The 21202-nt window shown below is 44.7% G+C and carries 22 protein-coding genes; 6 read left to right on the plus strand and 16 right to left on the minus strand.

The window, feature by feature from the left end:
• The first annotated feature begins 52 nt into the window (after window positions 1-52).
• On the plus strand, window positions 53-1483 hold the full coding sequence (gene sthA / locus R7E51_RS20435; protein ID WP_005389689.1) for a Si-specific NAD(P)(+) transhydrogenase: 1431 nt from the start codon (window positions 53-55) through the stop codon (window positions 1481-1483).
• A 57-nt stretch (window positions 1484-1540) separates the two neighbouring features.
• On the opposite strand, the gene dinF is transcribed toward sthA, so the two are convergent.
• The 3 genes from dinF to lexA all read right to left on the minus strand — a co-directional run bounded on the left by dinF (window position 1541) and on the right by lexA (window position 4545).
• On the minus strand, window positions 1541-2890 hold the full coding sequence (gene dinF / locus R7E51_RS20440) for an MATE family efflux transporter DinF (protein ID WP_017821292.1): 1350 nt from the start codon (window positions 2888-2890) through the stop codon (window positions 1541-1543).
• Between the two features lie 55 nt (window positions 2891-2945).
• The gene (locus tag R7E51_RS20445; RefSeq protein ID WP_005378679.1) at window positions 2946-3740 is read right to left on the minus strand and encodes a class I SAM-dependent methyltransferase; all 795 of its coding nucleotides are present in this window, start codon (window positions 3738-3740) and stop codon (window positions 2946-2948) included.
• A gap of 184 nt (window positions 3741-3924) precedes the next feature.
• On the minus strand, window positions 3925-4545 hold the full coding sequence (gene lexA / locus R7E51_RS20450; protein ID WP_005378682.1) for a transcriptional repressor LexA: 621 nt from the start codon (window positions 4543-4545) through the stop codon (window positions 3925-3927).
• A 368-nt stretch (window positions 4546-4913) separates the two neighbouring features.
• On the opposite strand from lexA, the gene plsB reads away from it, so the two are divergent.
• Window positions 4914-7340, plus strand: coding sequence for a glycerol-3-phosphate 1-O-acyltransferase PlsB (gene plsB / locus R7E51_RS20455; RefSeq protein ID WP_005389683.1), 2427 nt, complete (start codon window positions 4914-4916; stop codon window positions 7338-7340).
• Window positions 7341-7403: 63 nt separating this feature from the next.
• Here the strand turns inward: plsB and ubiA are convergent, their stop codons facing one another.
• Both ubiA and R7E51_RS20465 read right to left on the minus strand, forming a co-directional pair.
• Complete coding sequence (gene ubiA / locus R7E51_RS20460; protein WP_005378684.1) at window positions 7404-8258, minus strand: 4-hydroxybenzoate octaprenyltransferase; 855 nt, start codon at window positions 8256-8258, stop codon at window positions 7404-7406.
• The gene (locus R7E51_RS20465; protein WP_005378686.1) at window positions 8259-8798 is read right to left on the minus strand and encodes a chorismate lyase; all 540 of its coding nucleotides are present in this window, start codon (window positions 8796-8798) and stop codon (window positions 8259-8261) included.
• Between the two features lie 161 nt (window positions 8799-8959).
• Here R7E51_RS20465 and R7E51_RS20470 point away from each other — a divergent pair, with 161 nt between their 5' ends.
• Window positions 8960-9370: a flagellar basal body-associated protein FliL gene (locus R7E51_RS20470; RefSeq protein WP_005378687.1), complete on the plus strand. Its 411-nt coding sequence runs from the start codon at window positions 8960-8962 to the stop codon at window positions 9368-9370.
• A gap of 63 nt (window positions 9371-9433) precedes the next feature.
• Here R7E51_RS20470 and glpG read toward each other — a convergent pair whose 3' ends face one another.
• The 6 genes from glpG to ftsY form a co-directional block, all read right to left on the minus strand.
• Window positions 9434-10276 (minus strand): rhomboid family intramembrane serine protease GlpG, encoded by an 843-nt coding sequence (gene glpG, locus R7E51_RS20475; RefSeq protein ID WP_017821294.1) that lies wholly within the window; start codon window positions 10274-10276, stop codon window positions 9434-9436.
• Window positions 10276-10596: a thiosulfate sulfurtransferase GlpE gene (glpE, locus tag R7E51_RS20480; RefSeq protein WP_005378691.1), complete on the minus strand. Its 321-nt coding sequence runs from the start codon at window positions 10594-10596 to the stop codon at window positions 10276-10278. Before glpE ends, glpG begins: the two co-directional genes overlap by 1 nt.
• Before the next feature lie 493 nt (window positions 10597-11089).
• The gene (gene rpoH, locus R7E51_RS20485; protein WP_005378693.1) at window positions 11090-11947 is read right to left on the minus strand and encodes an RNA polymerase sigma factor RpoH; all 858 of its coding nucleotides are present in this window, start codon (window positions 11945-11947) and stop codon (window positions 11090-11092) included.
• 176 nt (window positions 11948-12123) lie between these two features.
• A complete protein-coding gene (gene ftsX, locus R7E51_RS20490) occupies window positions 12124-13092 on the minus strand; it encodes a permease-like cell division protein FtsX (RefSeq protein WP_005378695.1) in 969 nt (322 codons plus the stop codon).
• Window positions 13082-13756 (minus strand): cell division ATP-binding protein FtsE, encoded by a 675-nt coding sequence (ftsE, locus tag R7E51_RS20495; RefSeq protein ID WP_005393800.1) that lies wholly within the window; start codon window positions 13754-13756, stop codon window positions 13082-13084. Before ftsE ends, ftsX begins: the two co-directional genes overlap by 11 nt.
• A gap of 22 nt (window positions 13757-13778) precedes the next feature.
• Window positions 13779-15005, minus strand: coding sequence for a signal recognition particle-docking protein FtsY (gene ftsY / locus R7E51_RS20500; protein WP_017821295.1), 1227 nt, complete (start codon window positions 15003-15005; stop codon window positions 13779-13781).
• Between the two features lie 230 nt (window positions 15006-15235).
• On the opposite strand from ftsY, the gene rsmD reads away from it, so the two are divergent.
• Both rsmD and R7E51_RS20510 read left to right on the plus strand, forming a co-directional pair.
• Window positions 15236-15835 (plus strand): 16S rRNA (guanine(966)-N(2))-methyltransferase RsmD, encoded by a 600-nt coding sequence (gene rsmD / locus R7E51_RS20505; RefSeq protein ID WP_005378702.1) that lies wholly within the window; start codon window positions 15236-15238, stop codon window positions 15833-15835.
• Window positions 15836-15860: 25 nt separating this feature from the next.
• Complete coding sequence (locus R7E51_RS20510; protein ID WP_005378704.1) at window positions 15861-16127, plus strand: DUF1145 domain-containing protein; 267 nt, start codon at window positions 15861-15863, stop codon at window positions 16125-16127.
• A gap of 57 nt (window positions 16128-16184) precedes the next feature.
• Here R7E51_RS20510 and R7E51_RS20515 read toward each other — a convergent pair whose 3' ends face one another.
• The 4 genes from R7E51_RS20515 to R7E51_RS20530 form a co-directional block, all read right to left on the minus strand.
• Window positions 16185-16769 (minus strand): YhgN family NAAT transporter, encoded by a 585-nt coding sequence (locus R7E51_RS20515; protein ID WP_005389671.1) that lies wholly within the window; start codon window positions 16767-16769, stop codon window positions 16185-16187.
• Between the two features lie 106 nt (window positions 16770-16875).
• Window positions 16876-17097 (minus strand): YecH family metal-binding protein, encoded by a 222-nt coding sequence (locus R7E51_RS20520; protein ID WP_206958455.1) that lies wholly within the window; start codon window positions 17095-17097, stop codon window positions 16876-16878.
• A gap of 69 nt (window positions 17098-17166) precedes the next feature.
• Window positions 17167-17787 (minus strand): lysoplasmalogenase, encoded by a 621-nt coding sequence (locus R7E51_RS20525; RefSeq protein ID WP_005389670.1) that lies wholly within the window; start codon window positions 17785-17787, stop codon window positions 17167-17169.
• A 1081-nt stretch (window positions 17788-18868) separates the two neighbouring features.
• On the minus strand, window positions 18869-19237 hold the full coding sequence (locus R7E51_RS20530; protein WP_005378717.1) for a hypothetical protein: 369 nt from the start codon (window positions 19235-19237) through the stop codon (window positions 18869-18871).
• A gap of 328 nt (window positions 19238-19565) precedes the next feature.
• Between R7E51_RS20530 and R7E51_RS20535 the strand changes: the two genes are divergently transcribed.
• The gene (locus R7E51_RS20535; protein WP_005378719.1) at window positions 19566-19895 is read left to right on the plus strand and encodes a DUF2500 domain-containing protein; all 330 of its coding nucleotides are present in this window, start codon (window positions 19566-19568) and stop codon (window positions 19893-19895) included.
• Here R7E51_RS20535 and R7E51_RS20540 read toward each other — a convergent pair.
• On the minus strand, window positions 19892-20905 hold the full coding sequence (locus R7E51_RS20540; protein ID WP_017821298.1) for an acyltransferase: 1014 nt from the start codon (window positions 20903-20905) through the stop codon (window positions 19892-19894). The genes R7E51_RS20535 and R7E51_RS20540 overlap by 4 nt on opposite strands.
• Window positions 20906-21202 lie beyond the last annotated feature (297 nt).

Here is a 21202-nt window from a genome sequence, read left to right on the forward strand (position 1 = left end):
ACAGGCATTACGTGTACCAATAGAGTAAATGAGTTAAAATCGCGCTAAAGCAATGTTAAGCAAATATAACAAGGAAGGCATCATGGCGCATGTTAATCACTATGACGTGATCGTAATCGGTAGTGGCCCTGGCGGAGAAGGGGCTGCAATGGGATTAACCAAAGCGGGACTGAATGTTGCCATTGTCGAGAAAGAAAGCAGTGTCGGCGGCGGTTGTACTCACTGGGGTACCATTCCATCAAAAGCACTGCGTCATGCCGTTAGCCGCATCATCGAATTTAATAGCAACCCGCTATTTTGTCGAAACAACACCAGCGTTCATGCAACATTTTCTGACATTTTAGGTCATGCTAAATCGGTCATTGATAAGCAAACTCGACTTCGTCAGGGCTTTTATGACCGTAACTCATGCACACTTTTGTTCGGAACCGCGCGATTTATCGATAACTACTCAATTGCAGTGATGCAAAGCGACGGTACAGAAGAAATCTATTCTGCGGATAAGTTTGTCATCGCGACGGGTTCTCGCCCGTATCAGCCTAACGACGTAGATTTCTTGCATGAGCGCATCTACGACAGTGATTCCATTTTGAGCCTGAAACACGACCCTCGCCATATCATCATTTACGGTGCGGGCGTTATCGGTTGTGAATACGCTTCTATCTTCCGCGGCCTTGGAGTGAAAACCGACCTTATCAATACCCGCGACCGCTTGTTGGAGTTTTTGGATAACGAAGTGTCAGATGCGCTGTCTTACCACTTCTGGAACAGCGGTGTAGTAATTCGTAATGATGAGACCTATGAAAAAATCGAAGGCACAGAAGATGGCGTGATTATTCACCTACAATCTGGCAAGAAGATGAAGGCAGACTGCTTGTTGTATGCGAATGGTCGAACAGGTAACACCGATAAGTTGAATTTGGGTGCAGTGGGTCTGGAAGCGGACTCTCGCGGACAACTAAAAGTAAACCGTAACTACCAAACCGATATCGAACACATTTACGCTGTAGGCGATGTCATCGGTTACCCTAGCCTTGCAAGCGCCGCTTATGACCAAGGGCGATTTGTCGCACAAGCCATTACGAAAGGTCAGGCAGAAAACTACCTGATTGATGATATTCCAACGGGTATCTACACCATCCCAGAGATTAGCTCTGTGGGTAAAACCGAGCAAGAGCTAACAGCTGCGAAAGTACCGTATGAAGTAGGACGCTCTTCGTTCAAGCATCTAGCTCGTGCACAGATCGCAGGGAAAGACATCGGCAGCTTGAAGATATTGTTCCATCGTGAAACCAAAGAAATTTTAGGGATTCACTGCTTTGGCGAACGTGCTGCGGAAATTATCCACATCGGTCAAGCCATTATGGAGCAAAAAGGCTCAGCGAATACCATCGAGTATTTCGTCAATACCACCTTCAACTATCCAACAATGGCCGAAGCGTATCGTGTCGCTGCGTTGAATGGTTTGAACCGCTTGTTCTAATCTATGCTTCTTGATAGCAGACAGAAAAACAGCAGGCTTGGACCTGCTGTTTTTATATCAACATTGTGTTAGGAAGGTATCCTTGTGCCATTGGTAGAGAAAGATAACCCCTAAACCAATACCCCGCATCAACATAAAGCTCATCATTGCAAACCACAGCGCGTGATTTTCCCACTCGGCGAATAAGTAAAAGACAACGAAGAAACTGCTGGTCGCGACAAACATACTATTGCGCATGTCTTTGCCTTTGGTTGCACCGACAAAAATGCCATCCAATAGAAAGCACCACATCGACGCAAGTGGCATCACCACCAGCCAAGGTAGATACACCGCTGCTTGCTGTTGTACCACCTCAATTGAAGTGATCATGGCGATCAACTGCGATCCCGCCAAACCAAAGAGCGCGGTCAGTCCTAAGCAAATAACCAAACTCCAAAAGAAAGTGCCGACAAGCGATGCACTCAATTGTTGCCTATCTTTGGCACCAATCGCCTTCCCGACCATGGCCTCGATTGCGTAAGCAAAGCCATCCATGCCATACGAGATAATCATCAGGAAGCTCATCAGAACCGCATTTGCAGCGACAACCTCATCACCAAAGCTCGCACCTTGGAACGTCATAAAGCTAAAAGCCGCTTGCAGACACAAAGAGCGCAAGAAAATATCGCGATTCAATTTCACGAAGCGCCCTAACCCATGCTGAGTGTCAGCAAGTAATTGCTTGGGTGACGGCAACTGACGTGCTTGCCATGTCTTCCACACGCAGACCAAACCAAACGCCATGCCTGAGTAATCAGCAATCACGGATGCAAGCGCAGCACCTTCAACTTTCCAACCTAAGCCCATCACAAATAACAAATCGAGAGCGATGTTGGTGACATTGGTGATGATCACCATCCACATTGGTGCTTTGGAATTTTGCGTTCCGAGCAGCCACCCCAACAACACAAAATTCATTAGTGCTGCGGGGGCACTCCACACACGGATAGAGAAATATTGCATGCCGTAGTGTTTTACCTCTGCGCTGGCGTCACTCCAGCCAAAGATCAAATCAGCTATCGGGGTATGGGCAATAAGGAAGACTAACGCAAACAGCAGCGCCATAAGTGAGCCTTGCATAAACACCAAGGCAAGTTGCTTTCGGTCTTCACCCCCATAGGACTGCGCCGCCAACCCAGTAGTCGACATACGCAAAAAACCAAGCAGCCAAAACGTCACGCTGATCATGGTGCTGCCCAACGCAACACCACCCAAATACCAAGCGTGGTCTAGATGACCAATCACCGCAGCATCGACCAAACCGAGCAATGGAACAGTAATATTCGACAGCACCATAGGTATCGCTAAAGCTAAGACTTGGCGATGAACTTTTGGGTTAGATAAAGGAGAGAAGATTGAATTTGTCACAGGCACCTCATCAGTAAGATCGACGAGTGTACCTGAGCGCTTAACGACTAGCCAATTACCACTTGATGTGAACGAGGACTGGCGTGAGGCGATGCTTCAACATTGGAATCTTATTAAGCCAACGCTGCCAAGCTTTCCAACGAGAACAGAATCTATCGAATGGCGAGAAAGCTTTCACCCATTGTGCCCATGGTAACCATTGCAATATCTGTGCTGCAGGCGCTTCAAAGCCATGAGCATAACGATCAGAGCCAAGCTTTTGCCCCCACTTGGTTTCCGTTAAATCTCCTGCCAGCACCATACACAGTTCAGCAGAAACAAAATGTCGACCCAAGGTTTGAATAAATTTCGCGACTTGGCGCTCTGTGCAATCGAGCAGTGCCATTTCACATAAAATGAGTACTGGTGCTTGCTCTGGAATGGCTAACGTCTCTAGCCACGACATTTCATCCACACTGCCACAGCGATGTTCATAGCGTTCATTTTTGTGGAACAAGCGCTGACGCCATACCAAATTTTCCGTCACATCCAACTCTATCCAATGGCAGCGTCCATTATCCAAACGATAAAAGCGGGTATCCAGCCCCGCTCCGACATTGATTATCCAAGCATCGGGATACTGCTGTAAGAAGTGACTAACCTGCTGGTCACAAAGCTGAGTCAGCGTCACGTGCAGCAATTGCTTCTGCGCAATATCACCACTCAAACAGTCCGGCGCCATCTTACAGCTCAAACACGCTTTAGCAGCTATCGGATCGTACACCAAGCCATTGTCGACCATGCTTTCACGGCTACGCAATAACAGTGGCTTTAATAAATGGTTAGGAACTTGATGTTTAGACTGAGACATGGGCATTTCCTGCGCCAGAGAGAAAACATAGACATTAATAAAGATGATAATGAATATCAATTACATTATCAAGCTTATAAATTGGTCAAAAAAAACAAGGTTAAGATGATGAGCAAGCTTTTGGAGGAAGTAGAAAAAGAGAAAAGACAAAACAGCCCAGATCAACTGGGCTGCTTAAATACACTTACATCCAATCGGTATTACGAATAATACCAACGGCTAAACCTTCAATCGTAAGGTGCTGAGACGTTAAGTCCACTTGAATTGGGGCAAACTCTTCATTCTCAGCATGCAGTAATATGGTTGAACCTTTGCGCTCCAAACGCTTCACAGTCACATCATCATCAACACGCGCAACGACAACTTGACCGTCTCTCACGTCTTGGGTTTTATGCACCGCGAGCAAATCGCCATCCATAATCCCGATGTCTTTCATACTCTCGCCATTTACACGAAGTAAGAAATCCGCTTGCGGTTTGAACATCGCAGGATCGACTTGGTAGTGCGCCTCTACGTGCTCTTGAGCCAGAATTGGCTCACCCGCTGCAACTTGACCAATCAATGGCAAACCCTGCTCATCATTGGCTGCGTCTTCAAGCAGGATACGAATCCCACGAGAAGCGCCTGGAATAATTTCAATTGCTTGCTTACGAGCAAGCGCTTTTAGGTGTTCCTCTGCGGCATTCGCAGAGCGGAAGCCAAGCTCACGCGCAATCTCTGCACGAGTTGGTGGCATTCCGGTGTCATCGATTTTACTTTTAATCAAATCGAAGACTTGTTGTTGGCGTGGCGTTAACGGCTTCATGTCTCACCTGTCTTTTTATACAGTTAACTGTGAGTATATCCAGTAAATGCTCAAATGAAAACCCAATTGGTTGTTTTTTAATTTATTTGTGGAGAGCTTTCAGCTTACCGATTAAGTTCATTCTTTATTCGTTTAAAACACCGACTTTTCAGTTAATCAAGTCAAAGCAATAACTTAGGGGTTCGACTAATTTACAGCCAATAAAATTAAAAGGTTTGACCAGTTTCTGGTATCCTTGCAGCGCTTAAATTTTATCGCCTAGGCTTATTTCTATTGCCGTACTCATCTCTTTTTATAGAGAAGACATGCAAAGCGGAAACTGAAATAAGGTTAGGCCTGTTTGAATACCTATTGAGGCTGTGAACTTTATGTCTTCTGGACAATCATTTTCACGTTCATTACTAAAACTACCTTTATCGGTACTGGTAAAGGGCACCACAATCCCGTCGAACCCGATTGAAGATCTGAACATCGACCTAACTAAACCGATTGTATATGCCCTGCCGTTCCGCTCGAACGTGGATTTGCTGACACTGCAAAAACAAGCCATGAGCCTTGGTCTACCCGACCCGCTCAGCCCGCTGGAAATCAATGGCAAAACGCTGAACCGTTTCGTCTTTATCGCTGCGCGTCCAACTGTGATGAACAACGATAATGATGTCCCAACCGATTCTGTTTCTCTGTTCACTGACTTACTGGAACTGCACAAGCTGGATAGTGAGTTGGATGTTCAAATGATCCCTGCAACCGTGCTTTGGGGTCGTAAGCCAGGTAAAGAAGAGAACCAAAAGCCTTACCTTCAACCGATGAATGGTCCGCAAAAAGCCAAAGCAGTAATGGCGGCGGGACGCGACTGCTTAGTTCGCTTTAGTCCCGTGGTATCTCTGCGTTATATGGCAGACTCTCACGGTACCGACAGCGCAATTGCGCACAAACTGGCTCGCGTGGCGCGTATCCACTTCTCACGCCAGAAACTGGCTGCTTCAGGCCCAAACCTGCCACAACGCCAGGTGTTGTTTGCTCGTTTACTAAAATCTCCAGCTATTGAACTGGCGATTGCTGACGAAGCCAAGATCAAAAACATCTCGATTGATAAGGCACGTAAAGAAGCCCACGACATCATGGATGAAATCGCCGCCGACTTCTCCTACAGTCTAGTGAAAAACGGCGACCGCATCCTGAGTTGGTTATGGACAAAACTATACCAAGGTTTGCACATCAATAACGCCTCGACTGTGCGTCGTTTAGCGCAAGACGGCCACGAAATTGTGTACGTTCCTTGTCACCGTAGTCACATGGACTACCTGCTGTTGTCTTATGTTTTATACCATGAAGGCATGGTGCCTCCGCACATTGCGGCAGGCATTAACTTGAACTTCTTCCCGGCCGGTCCGCTTTTCCGTCGTGGTGGGGCGTTCTTTATTCGTCGTAGTTTTAAAGGCAACAAACTGTACTCAACCATTTTCCGTGAGTATCTAGCTGAGCTGTTTGCCAAAGGCTATTCAGTCGAGTACTTCAGTGAGGGTGGTCGTTCACGTACAGGTCGCTTACTGCAAGCGAAAACGGGTATGCTGGCTATGACCATCCAAGCAATGCTACGTGGTTTAAACCGCCCAGTAACGCTAGTGCCGGTCTACATCGGCTACGAGCACGTAATGGAAGTGGGCACTTACGCGAAAGAGCTGCGTGGCAAACGCAAAGAGAAAGAAAACGCAGGGCTTGTACTGCGTACTCTGCGTAAACTGCGTAACTTTGGTTTGGGCTATGTGAACTTCGGTGAGCCAATTCAGCTCAACCAATACTTGAACGAGCATGCTCCTGAGTGGACGAAAGACATCGACAGCATGGGTGGTAACAAACCACAATGGATGAATCCTGTGGTCAACGACCTTGCTAATAAGATGATGACGCACATCAACGATGCGGCGGCGGCAAACGCGTTGACCTTGTGTGCAACCGCACTGCTTGCTTCTCGTCAACGTGCACTTTCTCGTGACTCGCTGATCAATCAGATCGAGTGTTACTTAAAGCTACTCAAAAATAACCCGTACTCAAGCACCTCCACTATCCCTACCGAAAGTGCTGAGGAGTTGGTCGATCATGCAATTTCGCTTGATAAGTTCGTGATTGAAACCGATAGCATGGGTGACATCATTTCGCTGGACCGTAGCCAATCGATCCTGATGACTTACTATCGCAACAACATCATTCACTTGTTCGCTCTGCCGTCATTAATTGCCCAAATGCTCATTCGTCAGCGCAACCTTTCGGTAGCCAAGATTCAAGCGAATGTCGCGCAAATCTACCCATTCTTGAAGAAAGAGCTGTTCTTAAGTTACCAAGAAGACGAGTTAGATGAATTGGTCGTTAAAACACTGCATGAATTTGCCGATCAGAAAATGATTAGTCTTGATGGTGATAAGCTAGAGATCAATCAATCGAACAACCAGCCTTTGGTTCTGTTAGGTCGAACGATAACTGAAACGCTGCAACGCTACTCTATCGCGATGAACTTGCTTGTTGCTTACCCTGAACTCGGTAAATCGGACCTAGAGCAGAAGAGCCAAGATATTGCTCAGCGCCTAGGGCGTTTGCACGGTATTAATGCGCCAGAATTCTTCGATAAAGGTGTGTTTACCGCGATGTTCAATACGCTCAAACAGCAAAAATACCTCGATAACGATGGTAACTGTGACACGAAGAAAACGCAGCAATTTGCACGACTACTGTTCACTCTGCTTTATCCAGAAGTGAAACTGACGATCGAAGAGAGTATTCACCAACTTCGGTCGTAACCGTTTTATCTTCTTTCAATAAGAAAAAGGCATCCAATCGGATGCCTTTTTCTATTTCTTCGCTTACCAAAATGCGACCAGTAACCCTATCGCTATCACCATGCCAACATAATTGTTGTTAAGGAAAGCCTTAAAGCACAACTCACGCTCACGGTGACGAATTAAGTGCTGCTGATAAACAAACAACGACGCTGCAATCAAAAGGGTCCAGTAGTAACTTTGTCCCAATTGGTAGAACTGCCCTAACCAAACCAACATCGCGAGTGTAATCAGTTGCAACACACCAATAATAAGCTTGTCATGACGACCAAACAGAATTGCCGTCGATTTAATGCCAATCTTTAGATCATCATCTCGGTCTACCATCGCATATTGAGTGTCGTACGCAATGGTCCACAAAGCATTAATGAGGAACAAAAACCAAACAATTAATGGTAATTCCCCAGTTTGTGCAGCCCACGCCATTGGAATCGCCCAGCTAAAAGCCAAGCCTAAAAATAGCTGTGGAATATGAGTGTAACGCTTCATAAATGGATAGATGAACGCCAACACAATGCCAGCGAAGGATAGCTGAATCGTCAGCGGGTTCATGGTCAGCACTAACAAAAACGAGCTGATACCCAAAACCAAAAATAATCCAATCGCTTCTTTTGCTGTCACTTTCCCTGATGGCAGTGGACGTTGCTTAGTACGCTTTACATGGCCGTCGACTTTGCGATCTGCAAAATCATTAATCACGCACCCCGCACTACGCATTAGGAAAACACCCAATACAAACACGATGAATACATCCCAACTTGGCATTCCTTGGGCTGAGATAATTAGCGCCCAAATCGTTGGCCACATCAGTAACAGTGAACCAATCGGGCGATCCATGCGCATCAGTTGCCAATATGCTTTGGCTTTTTCTGCGGACATTTACACTGTCTCCTTAGCGTAAACTGGTGAATTAGATAAGAATAACTCGGCGACTAGCATCGGTTTGTGATTCATCCACAACCTTGAGCGTCGTGCTAACAAACGTCCTTCTGGTACGGCTACCCATCCCATTTGCAAAGAGTCCCGCTCAACGTTATCTGCGCTAAACACAGTTAGTCCTAATGGGATATCCCCTTGTTGAGCCAAATCATACTGCTGATCAACTAAGGTTGAACGAGGAATCAATGTCCGCCCAATAACCCAGTTATTATTGTCACCGCACAAAATTACCTCTCTCAGTAAGCAATCTTGTTCGGACAATAACTGGCTTTCGTCCTGTTTTAATGTCGCTGCAGTGACGATCTGATTTTGTAGCAATTCTACCGTTAACGCTTGGCAGTGCTGTTTTAAACGACGTGACAAAGACCCTTGCTCTTCAAGCCAATGCTTGGCAAATTCATTTGGAAATTCGAATTCTTCGGGGTTTTGCCACTCTACTTCCAATAAAGAAGCAAGATAGAGTGATGTTGGCTGATTCATACTAGTATTCAATTGGAGGCTTTATGCGTACAATAAAGCAACAACTTACCGTCCATAGTAATGTATGTAACCGTAAGTTCCGTTATTTGTTATAGACGGCCCATTGTATCAAGACTGAAGCGATTCGAATATCGCGATCCAGAGAAAGAAAAGTTAGAAATATGTACAAACGTTATATAGCCCAAATTATTTTTGCGTTAACCATACTATTCGCCGCACCAAGTTGGGCTGAAACGGAAGAAGCTGGACCTAAGTTGGCATACTTTACCCTAGAGCCTGATCTCACTACTAACTTTTACACCAAAGGCAAAAAGTTAGGTTATGTGCAAGTGCGCATCGACATCATGGTAATGAGTCAACAAGATTTATCAGTTGTTGAGCATCACCAACCTTTGATTCGCGATGCAGTGATTGAATTACTGGGTAAGCAAACAGAAGATACGATTAAGTCCCTTTCTGGCCGAGAAGATCTGCGCAAAACCTTAGTGACGACCCTCAACGAAACACTTTTGCCTGAAACAGGTAAAACCATCATTGCCGATTTGTTGTTTACAAAATACCTTTATCAATAAACCCAAATCCGTTTTGAACATAAAAAAAGACCGCTCTTGAGCGGTCTTTTCATTTCATCTGCTTTAGGCTTGCTGTTGGTATTTCATCTTGCCTGAATCAAACAGCGCAATCGCCATCCCCGACAGTAGCCCAACTAAGTGAGCGGTGTTTGCAATCGCCATAAATGGCTGCACAAAACCAAGAACTAACCATACCAACATAAAGACGATAATTGGCTTGGGTAACGTAAGGCCTAAATGTGGCAAGCGGTAACCCAGTATCCACAAATAACCAAGCAGTGCATAGACCACACCAGACAAGCCGCCGAAGTTAGCCCCTTCAACATAGAACTGGCCTGCCCCTGAAAGCGCTGCCGACACCACAAAGAGTTGCAATAGCTTACCGGAACCGAGACGACGTTCGATGTCGCCCCCCAACTGCCACCACCATAGTAAGTTAAACACGATGTGAGTTACTGAAAAGTGCAGTAACGCATGACTTAGCCATCGCCACACTTGCCATTGTTGCCCCTCAAAAGCCGGGAAGTGCAACAACTTAAACACGCCATTGCCAAAGCCAAACATTTGTAACAAGTAGATGATGATACAGACTGTCATGATCAGCAAAGTCATGGGGCCAGCTTTCGCTTTGACCATGCTTATGATACTCGGGCTGGAATAATGAAATGTGCTCTTACGAGTATCGGCAACGTCCCACGAGGCGGCGCTGTATTTTGAATCAGACGGGTTAGCAAGGAACTGCTTAAGTTCGGCTTCCGCTTCTATTTCATGCTGGCTATCAGTCAGCCACAGCGCAAATTGCCCATCCCCTTCTGGCATCATTTCGATGTCAATTTGGCGAGAGGCCATATAATCAATAAAGGCTTGCGCCATACGTGGATTATTTAACGTTACCAATCTCTTCATTAACTTCTCACTATCGGTAGTTCTGCTCGATGCCAGGCTTCAAAGCCACCATCTACACTGTACACCTGTTCAAAGCCTTGGTTAACCAAATATTGCGCCGCACCTTGGCTACTAATGCCGTGGTAACACATCACTAGAATAGGTTGTTCGAACTCCACTTCATCCATAAACGCAACGATCGTATCGTTAGTTAAATGATACGCGGACTCCGCATGCGCAACGGCAAACGATTGAGGGTCACGGATATCTACAAGCTTCGCATCACCCTGCTCGAGCAGCGCTTGCGCACCTTGTACATCGATATGCTTAAACTGATCCATTTACTTTCTCATTGTCTTATTAATATACCCAAGCAACCTCGAACCTAACGTACTAATCAGCACCCGTGGTACAGCATAAAATCCATATTTGAAGCTGCTTGGGTATACTGCCGCTATTGTAACCTATCCAACGGCAAACTTAGACACATGGATAATCAGGGTTTTCAAAAGTGTACACATTCCAACCATTTGTGGATAAAGCTGTGAATTGCGTTGATAAAGTGTATTTGGATCTTTTGATCCACAATATGTAGTGATGATCCTGATCTAACTGTGTGTATATCTATAGCTATCCCCAGATGGAAAAGTGCTTGAATCCCTTGTTTTGTCCGGGTTTCGAACAGTTGATAAATAATTACTTCACAGAGTTATACACAGGTAGCACATAAAATCCGGATCGCAAACGCTATCGATTTTCGATCGACAATAAAAAAGCCGAGATCACATGATCTCGGCTTTCTATGAAAATCTTACTTTCAATTAGCAGTGGAAATTAAAATTCACCCACGGCCAATTTTAGTTTCTTCATTGCATTTTTTTCTAGCTGGCGAATACGCTCGGCAGAAACACCGAACTCATCAGCTAAGTCTTGCAATGTTGCTTTCTCATCATCTAACCAACGAGAACGCACGATGCGCTGACTACGCTCATCCAAACTCGCTAATGCATGACCCAAGCGATTGTTGGTGTGCATTTCCCAGTTGGCGGCTTCAATGTTGTCGGCCACATCAGACGATTTGTCTTCTAGGTATAGCATCGGCGCTGTGTAAGCGTTTGAACTGTCGTCTTCATCAGTTGGCATATCAAAGGTTGAATCCACCGCCGCTAAGCGTGATTCCATCTCGCGAACTTCAGAAGGCTCAACACCTAACTCGCGCGCAACGGTTTCCACTTCACCGTTGTTAAACCAACCCAAGCGCTTTTTCGACTTACGCAGGTTGAAGAACAATTTACGTTGCGCTTTAGTGGTCGCAATTTTCACGATACGCCAGTTACGTAGCACGTATTCGTGGATCTCTGCTTTGATCCAGTGGACAGCAAAAGAAACCAAGCGAACCCCTACTTCTGGGTTAAAACGCTTAACGGCTTTCATTAGACCGATGTTACCCTCTTGCACAAGATCCGCCATTGGCAAACCGTAGCCAGAGTAACCACGAGCAACGTGAACAACGAATCGTAGGTGCGAAAGAATTAGACCTTTTGCAGCCTCAATCTCACCTTTATAGTGTAATCGTTCTGCCAGCTCACGCTCTTCGTCTGCAGTCAGCATTGGGTAGCTGTTTACTGAGCGAATATAGCTATCAAGGCTATCTTGCGTGACTAGAGCCATCGGATACGCTTCTTTTGTCATTCAATTCCTCATCAATCTCTGATCTGGAGCATTACATTGCAATTTAGCTTCGATATCTTGAACTCAAAATGAACAAGTTTCAAGAAGGGGAAGCAATTATCCATAAACATTTGGTCTAAGCAAGGGTTCAAAATTAGCTAGTGCTAATGAAATCCAAGTAATAAGACCGCCATCACTTAAACTGGTTCAATTTCTTTTAAATGTCGTTGCGCAGAAAAGCGCGCCGCAATACATCCCAAAAGACTCCCAATGATGATTAGTAACAAAGATTCATCCCAACTTAGACCAATCAGGCGGAACTGGCTATCGTACAACGCAGCAAGGTCTTCCACCGCACTATTCATGACAATGGTCACTAAAGCCGTTACCAACCACGCAATAGTGGCACCTAACACGCCAAACCACATACCTGTGTACAAGTAAGGGCGCAGAATGAAACTGTCCGTCGCACCGATCAGTTTCATGGTTTGAATCTCTTCTTTATTCGCCAGCACATTAAATCGCAATGTATTGCCAACGATTAAAAATACCGCACCGAGCATCAGCACTGTCAGGGTAATGACAATAATACTCGCGAGAGTTTTGATGGCATCAAGACGCGCTAGCCAGTCTTCGTCAAGTCTCACGTCGGTCACATCTTGTTGCTCTCGAACGTCTTTGGCTAATGACTGAATATCACTTTTTAGTTCCGAATCTGGCGTAATCACCAACACACCAGGTAGCGCATAGCCACTTAAGAGGCTGATAGCTTGGTCGAACCCTGCATATTGGCTTAAATCAGATAGACCTTGTTGCGGTGAAATATACTCTACCTCTTTTACCAAAGGCCAAGTTTCAATTTGATCTTTGAGAACCATCACTCGCGCATCCGGCATACCTTCAACTAAGTAAGCACTAACTTGTGAAGGAGAAGCGACATCTTCCGCTGCCCCCGCAACGTTTTTCCCCAATAGATACAAACAAGCTGGCATGGCAAGTGCCATGGAGATGACCGCTAGGGTCAGAATGTTGCCTAGTGGTCGTTGCCATAAGGCGCTAAAAGAGGATTTAGCTTGTTTTGCGTGGACAGAGAAAAAACCATCGGTATTCGCACGCTTGGCACTGCGGCCTTTCCCCTTCTTTTGGGAGTGCTTGTTACCTGCCATAGTCTTCTACCTCACTTAGGAAGCCTTGGTTCAATTCAAAATGACGATACTGTGGGCGAGTGTTTACTAACCCCACATCGTGCGTGGCAAGTAGGATAGTCACGCCCGCACGGTTAAATTCTTCGAATAGACGCAACACACGGTTGGATAATTCTGGGTCAAGGTTACCCGTAGGCTCATCAGCCACCAGCAACGTTGGTCGATTAACCACAGCACGGGCAATACCGACGCGCTGTTGCTCACCACCAGAAAGTTGACTAGGTAGACAACGAGCTTTATCGAGTAAGCCCGTTTTATCTAACGCCGCAGAAACACGGCGTTTGATTTCGTTTTCAGAAATCGATTCGATACGCATTGGCAGAGCGACATTGTCGTACACACTGCGATCCATCAATAGGCGATGATCTTGAAAAACAATCCCAATATTGCGGCGCAAAAAAGGGATGTCTTTGCTTGGAATACGCGTGATGTCGTGACCATTAAAATGGATTTTGCCATCGGTTGGTCGCTCTATCGCGCAGATCAATTTCAGCAAGGTACTTTTACCAGCCCCGGAATGTCCGCCTAAAAACGCCATTTCACCGCGCCTCAGGTGAAAATCGACTTTTTGCAGTGCTTGTCGACCACCTCGGTAAGCTTTGCTTACTTGCTGAAATTTGATCACCGTTGATTTCCTCTAACTCTTTTTATTCTTCACGACTAAACAGTGCGTCAATAAACTCTTGAGTTTCAAATGGACGCAAGTCTTCGATACCTTCACCCACACCAATGTAACGAATTGGAATACCGAACTGATCAGCGATAGCGAAAATTACGCCGCCCTTGGCTGTACCATCCAGCTTAGTCAAAGTAATCCCGGTTAGAGGGGCAACATCACTGAAAAGTTTCGCTTGGCTAATGGCATTTTGTCCTGTACCTGCATCAAGCGTTAGCATGATCTCATGTGGTGCAGAGTCATCAATTTTCTTCATCACACGTACAATCTTACGCAGCTCTTCCATTAGGTTCGCTTTGTTCTGTAGACGACCTGCTGTATCAGCAATCACCACATCCACACCACGTGCTTTTGCCGCTTCAATCGCATCATAGATAACAGAGGCACTGTCTGCGCCAGTATGTTGAGCAATCACAGGAACATTATTACGTTCACCCCACACTTGTAACTGCTCAACCGCTGCGGCACGGAAAGTATCGCCCGCTGCAAGCATCACTTTTTTGCCTTGAGTTTGGAACTGCTTCGCTAGCTTACCGATGGTCGTGGTTTTACCCACGCCATTTACACCCACCATCAAGATGACGTAAGGCGTTTTGTTGCTATCGATTTCTAGTGGCTGTTCGACTTTAGAAAGAATCTCAGCCATTTCTTCTTTCAACAAACCATAAAGGGCTTCGCCGTCTTTCAGATCGCCACGTGTGGCTTTTTCTGTCAGGTTGTTGATAATTTTTGTTGTGGTATTCATGCCCACATCAGCAATAAGAAGTTGCTCTTCTAGCTCTTCAAATAAGTCCTCATCGATTTTCTTACCGCTGAACAGACCGAAGAAGCCAGCACCAATATTTGCTTTTGTTCGGCTTAGGCTGCGTTTAAGACGAGCAAAAAAGCTTTCTGTTGGCTTTTCTTGTTCTTGAACACGAGGCGCGGCCGATACGACTTCTGGCTCTTCTGCTTCTGCTTCTGCTTCTGCTTCTGCTTCTGCTTCTGCTTCTGCTGGGGCAGCCTCTGATTGTTTCGCTTCTTCTTCAAGTTCTGGCGTTGCTTCCGCTTGCTCAGCAACCGCTTCGGTTTGCTGCTCTTCAGAAGGCGCTTCCACTGCTTCTTCTTTTACTGTTTCTTCAGTTTTTGGTTTTGGGCTTTGTTCTTCGTCACCAAAACCTAGCCACGAAAGTAATCCGCGCTTCTTTTTTTCCGTCATCTGGGGCTATCCTAGATTGTTCTTTTATCTATTAATGACTCTTTTTTGACAAGATTATTATCTGTCTAAAAAAGGCTAATGACAAAGTTCTGAAAACTTTCCGATTAGGTAATTCTAATCTTATTAGTGTTACACTCTGTCATCTTGAATATTCTGGGCTGTATCCAAGCTCCAAGCTCATTGCTTGGGCGATTAGATATAGTATCACTTTATTAGCGGTCAAAAAATCTATGGTAAGACGTCGCCAGCAAAACTCATCACAAAAAAAGCCAACAACGGGCTTTGTTCGCATTATTAGTGGCTTATGGAGAGGCAGAAAACTTCCTGTACACGATGCTGAAGGCTTACGCCCCACGACAGATCGCGTCAAAGAAACGCTGTTTAACTGGTTAGCTCAAGATGTACCACAGGCAAAATGTCTCGACTTGTTTGCTGGCTCTGGCGGCTTGGGATTTGAGTCAGCTTCGCGCCAAGCAGAGCAAGTGACCATGGTTGAGCTAAACCCACAAGCTTTCCAACAGTTACAAAAGAATGTTGCCTCTCTTAACGCGAACAACATCCAAGTGGTAAATACCGACGCACTGAGTTTTTTGAAGCAACCGGGTTCTGCTCATCATGTGGTGTTTATTGACCCACCGTTTCGCAAAGGTCTATTGGATGAGACCGTGGCTCTGCTAGAACAAAATGGCTGGCTCGCGGAAGATGCGATGATTTATATTGAAACAGAAAAAGAACTCAATATTGCCGACTTACCAGAAAACTGGCAATTACATCGAGAAAAAACAGCAGGCCAAGTGAGCTATCGTCTGTACGAACGTACCTCCGCATAACGCCTCGATTTAAAAGGATACTTAAATGAAAGCACTAATTATGCTGGCCAAAGCGGCTATCGCCTTTGTTTGGTTAGTATTAATCCTAAATATTTTTATGCCCTTTCCCGGCAATGCCGCGATTGCGCTATACATCATGACCGCTTTTTTGTTCATCATGCACGGTTTACAAATGGCCATCTTCATTGGTGCATTTGGCGACAAAATAAAAATGAGCAGTTGGGAAAAATATTCAATCCTGATTTTTGGTATTTTTGCCCTACTCGATATTCGTCGTAAACACATGATGTAATCGCTCAGATACGAAAAAGCCGCTCTTGTGAGCGGCTTTTTTTCTGCGTTTCGTTCGTCACCCAATGTAACTTTTTACACCATCCAAGAACATTTGAGTGGAGATCATCACCAGTAACAAGCCCATTAAGCGTTCTACCGCCTTCAAGCCACGTTCACCCAACAAGCGATTAAAGAAGCCATAAAACATCAGTATAAAAAATGTTGCGCCCCACGCAATTACGACTGATGCTGACATTTCCAACATTTTCTCTGGATGTTGCGAAGACAGTAAAAGCAAGGCTGCAATCACTGAAGGGCCCGCGATCATAGGAATGGCCATCGGAACAATAAAGGGCTCCTCGCCTGCTGCCAGTCCAGTGATGCTGCCAGCACTCGGGAAAATCATCTTAATCGCAATAATGAAGAGAATAATGCCACCTGAAATGCTGAGCGTTTCTGGCTGGACATGCAAAAAACTTAAGATGCTTTGTCCTGCAAACAGAAACAACATCAAAATCAGTAAGGCAAACAGTAGTTCACGAATCAATACCTTACGACGACGCTTGGGATCGATATGTTTGAGAATAGACAACACAATCGGCAAGTTACCGAGAGGGTCCATGATTAGAAACAGCATGGTCGCTGCAGAAAGAATGTCCATATTCTGGCCTCACCTAAAAAATGGCGGCCAGTGTATAGCAAACTGACAACATGAGTATATGACTGAGGGCGAAAACACCATAGTCACCCTCGATCTTAGCCGCCGTTTAGTGATTGCAAACTCGCGCCATATTGACCACAAACTTACCTTCAAGCTCACGAATTTTGTCGCGCTTGAGCAAAAATGCTAGTAATGCATCTAAGTCTAGATCATTCAGTTTACAGGTGTGAAAGCGAACGCTAGCACCAAAGTGCTGTGTGAGGGCTTCGCGATCCATTGGTGTTTCTCTAAGTAGGTTTAGCAGCCCGTGAGCATGGATTTCACTCATTATTGACTCCAGTTATTAAGAACAATGCGTTCAGTTTACTGAAATCCTCAAGAGCTGCTTTGACTTAAATTAGTAAATGATTGAGGCAACAATGAGGGCATGAGCAAAAAAGTAACTGCCACTCACCCACAAATAGGCGTGTTTCATCGGTTTTCGATAACCGTGTATCGCGTATGCCAGCGCCGAATAGATGAGAACTAAGGTTCCGCTAAAGCCGATAGCATTGGCGTAACTCGGCACTTGTAACCAAACTTCACCGGCTGCCCAAGCAAGTTGAACCAGCATCATCCCCATGATCACAACAGGGAATACCAGAGAGTCGAGTTGAGGTAGCAACAAAAAGAACGCCACGATACTCGCTGCAAGCAGCAGGGCCAACAGCCACCAGACAATCTCACCATTAAGCTGCACCCAAAATGACTTGCTGTAGCATACCTGGGCAACCAGATAAGCCGTAAAATAGATTAGCTTACGAGTTTTAAACGAGTGCAGCGTATCTGCCACCATAGACACAATAAGCCCACCCGCAATCCAGTAGGTATATGTTGCGGATGCACCTTGAGTTAACACCAACACAAGAAGAAGTAGCAGAGTAAAGATTTTAAACACGAGGGATTGTGTCGGGTTAGCTTGCTTTGCTCCCAACACGGAATACACACCTGATAGCCCTATCGCCAGCCAACTCCACATGCAGTATACACCTTTTACTTAAACTCGCCGCTAGTCTAGGTAGACCAGTTTTGATGTAAAGACACAATCTACGAAAGTTGGATCTCGCTAGCGATTCGAAACATTTTGTAACCCTCAGCCTACGTAATAATAAAGCCGATGAGCCTGAATGATGCCACTAAACATTGGGGCCAAGCTTTGCTCATCAGCCGAACCCATCAAATCACACGACACAATAACCAACGCTTTCTAAAACTATTTAACTGAAAAACAGATAAGTGCTCCAGGTAAGCCGCCATTTCACAAACTGACGATTAAACCACCAGGATGTATGTAATGCAGGCAACAAGAATAAATAACAGACACAAAATAGAAAATAGTCTTAGTAGCGCTCTAAGAGAGGAGAAACCACTGATGACTAGGGGTAAAAACTAAGAAAACCGACCTTAATTCAGTAAAAAAAACATCAGACAAGAAAAGTAAGTCAATGATAAATAAAACCATAATTTCAATAACAGATAAAAGTGCGGACTTCATAAACCATAAAATCACTAAACACTTTTGAAGCCCATATTTTCTCATAAGGTAAGAAAATCTCACTCCATGCTTTCGATTTGACGATGCAACCTCATAGCACATTTTTTAATTTTCTCAATTTTTGAGAAATACAGACAAAATAAACACCCAACATACCATTCGAAACAAAAAACAATTACAAAGCCAACACCACAAACCATTTAACATTATAAAATCATATACTTAAAACAAAAAAGGATAGAAATAAAACAATGTGAACACTTTAAATGCAGCACAAAAAACATAGTTTCATTAGTCAGAATCACGTAAAACCAGACAAGTTAAGTGTGGTTTTTGAAAAGATTAACGAGCATATGTTGATCAAACCCCAAAAACAGTGCTATATTAAATTCATCGAGTTCATCAAAGATTAAGGGGTAGTGTTATGATTTCATCTTCTCAAAAACAAGGGCTGGTTATGATTGCAGTGGTTGTGGGTTTAATGACACTGCCAATGATGTACTAACCCAATGATTTAAAATAAAAAAGGACGCAAATGCGTCCTTTTTTATTTATCTGTATAGCTCTACTGAATGTGCTTAGACAAAATATCCCAGTGCATATAGTAGAAACCAAGAGCGGCCAGCGTAATCAACGTCATTAGCAAAATTGCTGTACGCCAAATAAAGCGAGAGCTTCTTGGTGTCAGCTCTTTTTCACAAGCATCACATGCCGCCATAAAGCCTTTACGATCATCCAGCTTGTAATCGTCTTCGTGCACCACTTTGTTACGCACGGTTGCGATGAATCGAAGCTTTGCTATCACGTCATGCGGTAAACGTTCTTCACAACTATTAATAAGTTGGTGCAACCCTTTCCCTTCTGCATGGTACTGAGTACGCAAAAGTTTTTCGATCGTTCGGGTACGCATGACTACTTTTTCAATATCTGACATCGTAACCCTCCTTACCAGACCCTTCCTATGTTCATTATTTTTATTCTTCTATAAATTTAGAGCTTTTTCGAGCCGTTAAGTGCAATTTTACTTTCAATTTGTGCCCTTGAGCTCATATAGCCAGACAAGTGAAAGCTGCTTAGTTCAGCTTTAGTGACGTAGCTTACAGATGAAGCAACAATTTCATCGCGTCCCCATTGAGATAAACCGTGAAGTGCGCCGAATAAAATTCATGTCCCTTTCATTAGATTATGAATAAGTTACCTCAACTCATCGTTTCGTCAGCGAGTTCTGTAGAATGGGACCCGATAAAACATTGGAGGTTAATATGCCAATCTCACTTATTTTCGCCCTATTCGCCCTTATTGCCTTGGGCGCGTGGGTGTTTTTCCGTTTTTATAGTAAGCACTATGTGGGCGAAGACGCTCCAGAGCAAAGCGCGCAGGTAACGGTTTTAGATAAACAAGCGATAGACATACCAAACGCACCACCAGGTCAAGACGATCAAGAGTATTGGATTTACGTTCAACGTGGTTCTATCGGTCCAAAGCGTGAATTCCAAATTGGAGTGCATTACTACCATGCACTCAACCCTGGAGATAAGGGAACACTGACCTATCGCGGCAACAAGTTCCTTCACTTCGCTATCAAACGTTAAGGCAGTAACCAACGAGTCTTGGCAGAACGAGAAAAGAGATAGCTCATCGCCAAGGCTCCAGATCCACTTAGAACGATCCAGACTGGAATCACCCAAGCAGGATGTCCTGTGTACCAACCGAACTCTTTCATCGGCCATAAGAAAATAGGGTGAAGTAAGTAAATCCCCAAGCTGTGCTGACTGATCACACTGACCGCTTTTTGTACTTTTGGTGATAAGCCTTCACCAAAGTAACGCCCGATCATAAAAATCATCGAAGCCGCTAGAATCACATTCAGTGTTTTATAAGAGAGCCAGCGCCCAACCGTATACTTCTCCGCCTCTAAGCTATTTGTCACAACCATCGTAAAGGTCACTGCCAACGCCACGAGTCCTAGCCCAACAAATAAGGTCACCATAGAGCGATTCAAAGGTACCTTTTGAAATAAAACATACCCCAGTGGAAGGTAACCCATATAAAGCCACATCTGATTACTCCAAGGGCCATCAATCTTGAACAAGAACAGAGTGCTGGTGAAAAGCCAAAATGCGAGATAGGTATACAAGACGTTGTCATCCACGTTGCGTACCATCCATTGAAACAGCGGAATCACAAAATACAGTGGTATAAAGTAATAGAAAAAGCCGAGATGGTAATACGTTGCGTGGAATGGGCTATTGCTTAATACCTCTTTTACGGTTTCAAAATCAAAGCCTTGAGAAGTCCAGCCTGAAAGGTATGCATAAAACATCGACCAAATAAGAAATGGAACTAAAACTTTGCCCAAACGCCTTTTGATATAATACTTACCGTCAAATGGTCGAGTGTCACTGAGCATTAGCGCTCCGGTGATCAAAATAAAAACTGGCACTGCCCAGCGGGTTACGCTATTCACGCCTACCGCTGTCAGCCATTGGTCAAATGGAATCACTCCTAACTCATTTCGATACGGTGCCAAGACGTGAATGGCGATCACTGCTACCGCTGCGAAGCAGCGCAATAAATCAAAAAACAGAACCCTTTCTCTCATACCTTTCCCTACTTTGAGTCGCTTATCGTTTATAGCATAGGGTAAATCTCAACCAGTGAAATAGTTAACAATCTGTTTTTGCTTATTTTTAACTCAACAATGACCTACAACGGGGATTTCATCACCACTCTAATCACTTAACGAGAACCAAAAACCAAGCATCAGTATTCACTCTCGATGCCAAACCGAAACAATCTGATTACAGCAAACGGCGCATAAGAAGTAAATTACCACCTTCTAAAGAAGGTGGCTTTGTGTGAGCCCCCTAAAAGGGGGCCTTTGTTTAGTCCAGCGCCA

This window comes from Vibrio sp. Vb1166 (genome assembly GCF_033338695.1).
In the GTDB taxonomy this organism is placed as follows: domain Bacteria; phylum Pseudomonadota; class Gammaproteobacteria; order Enterobacterales; family Vibrionaceae; genus Vibrio; species Vibrio alginolyticus.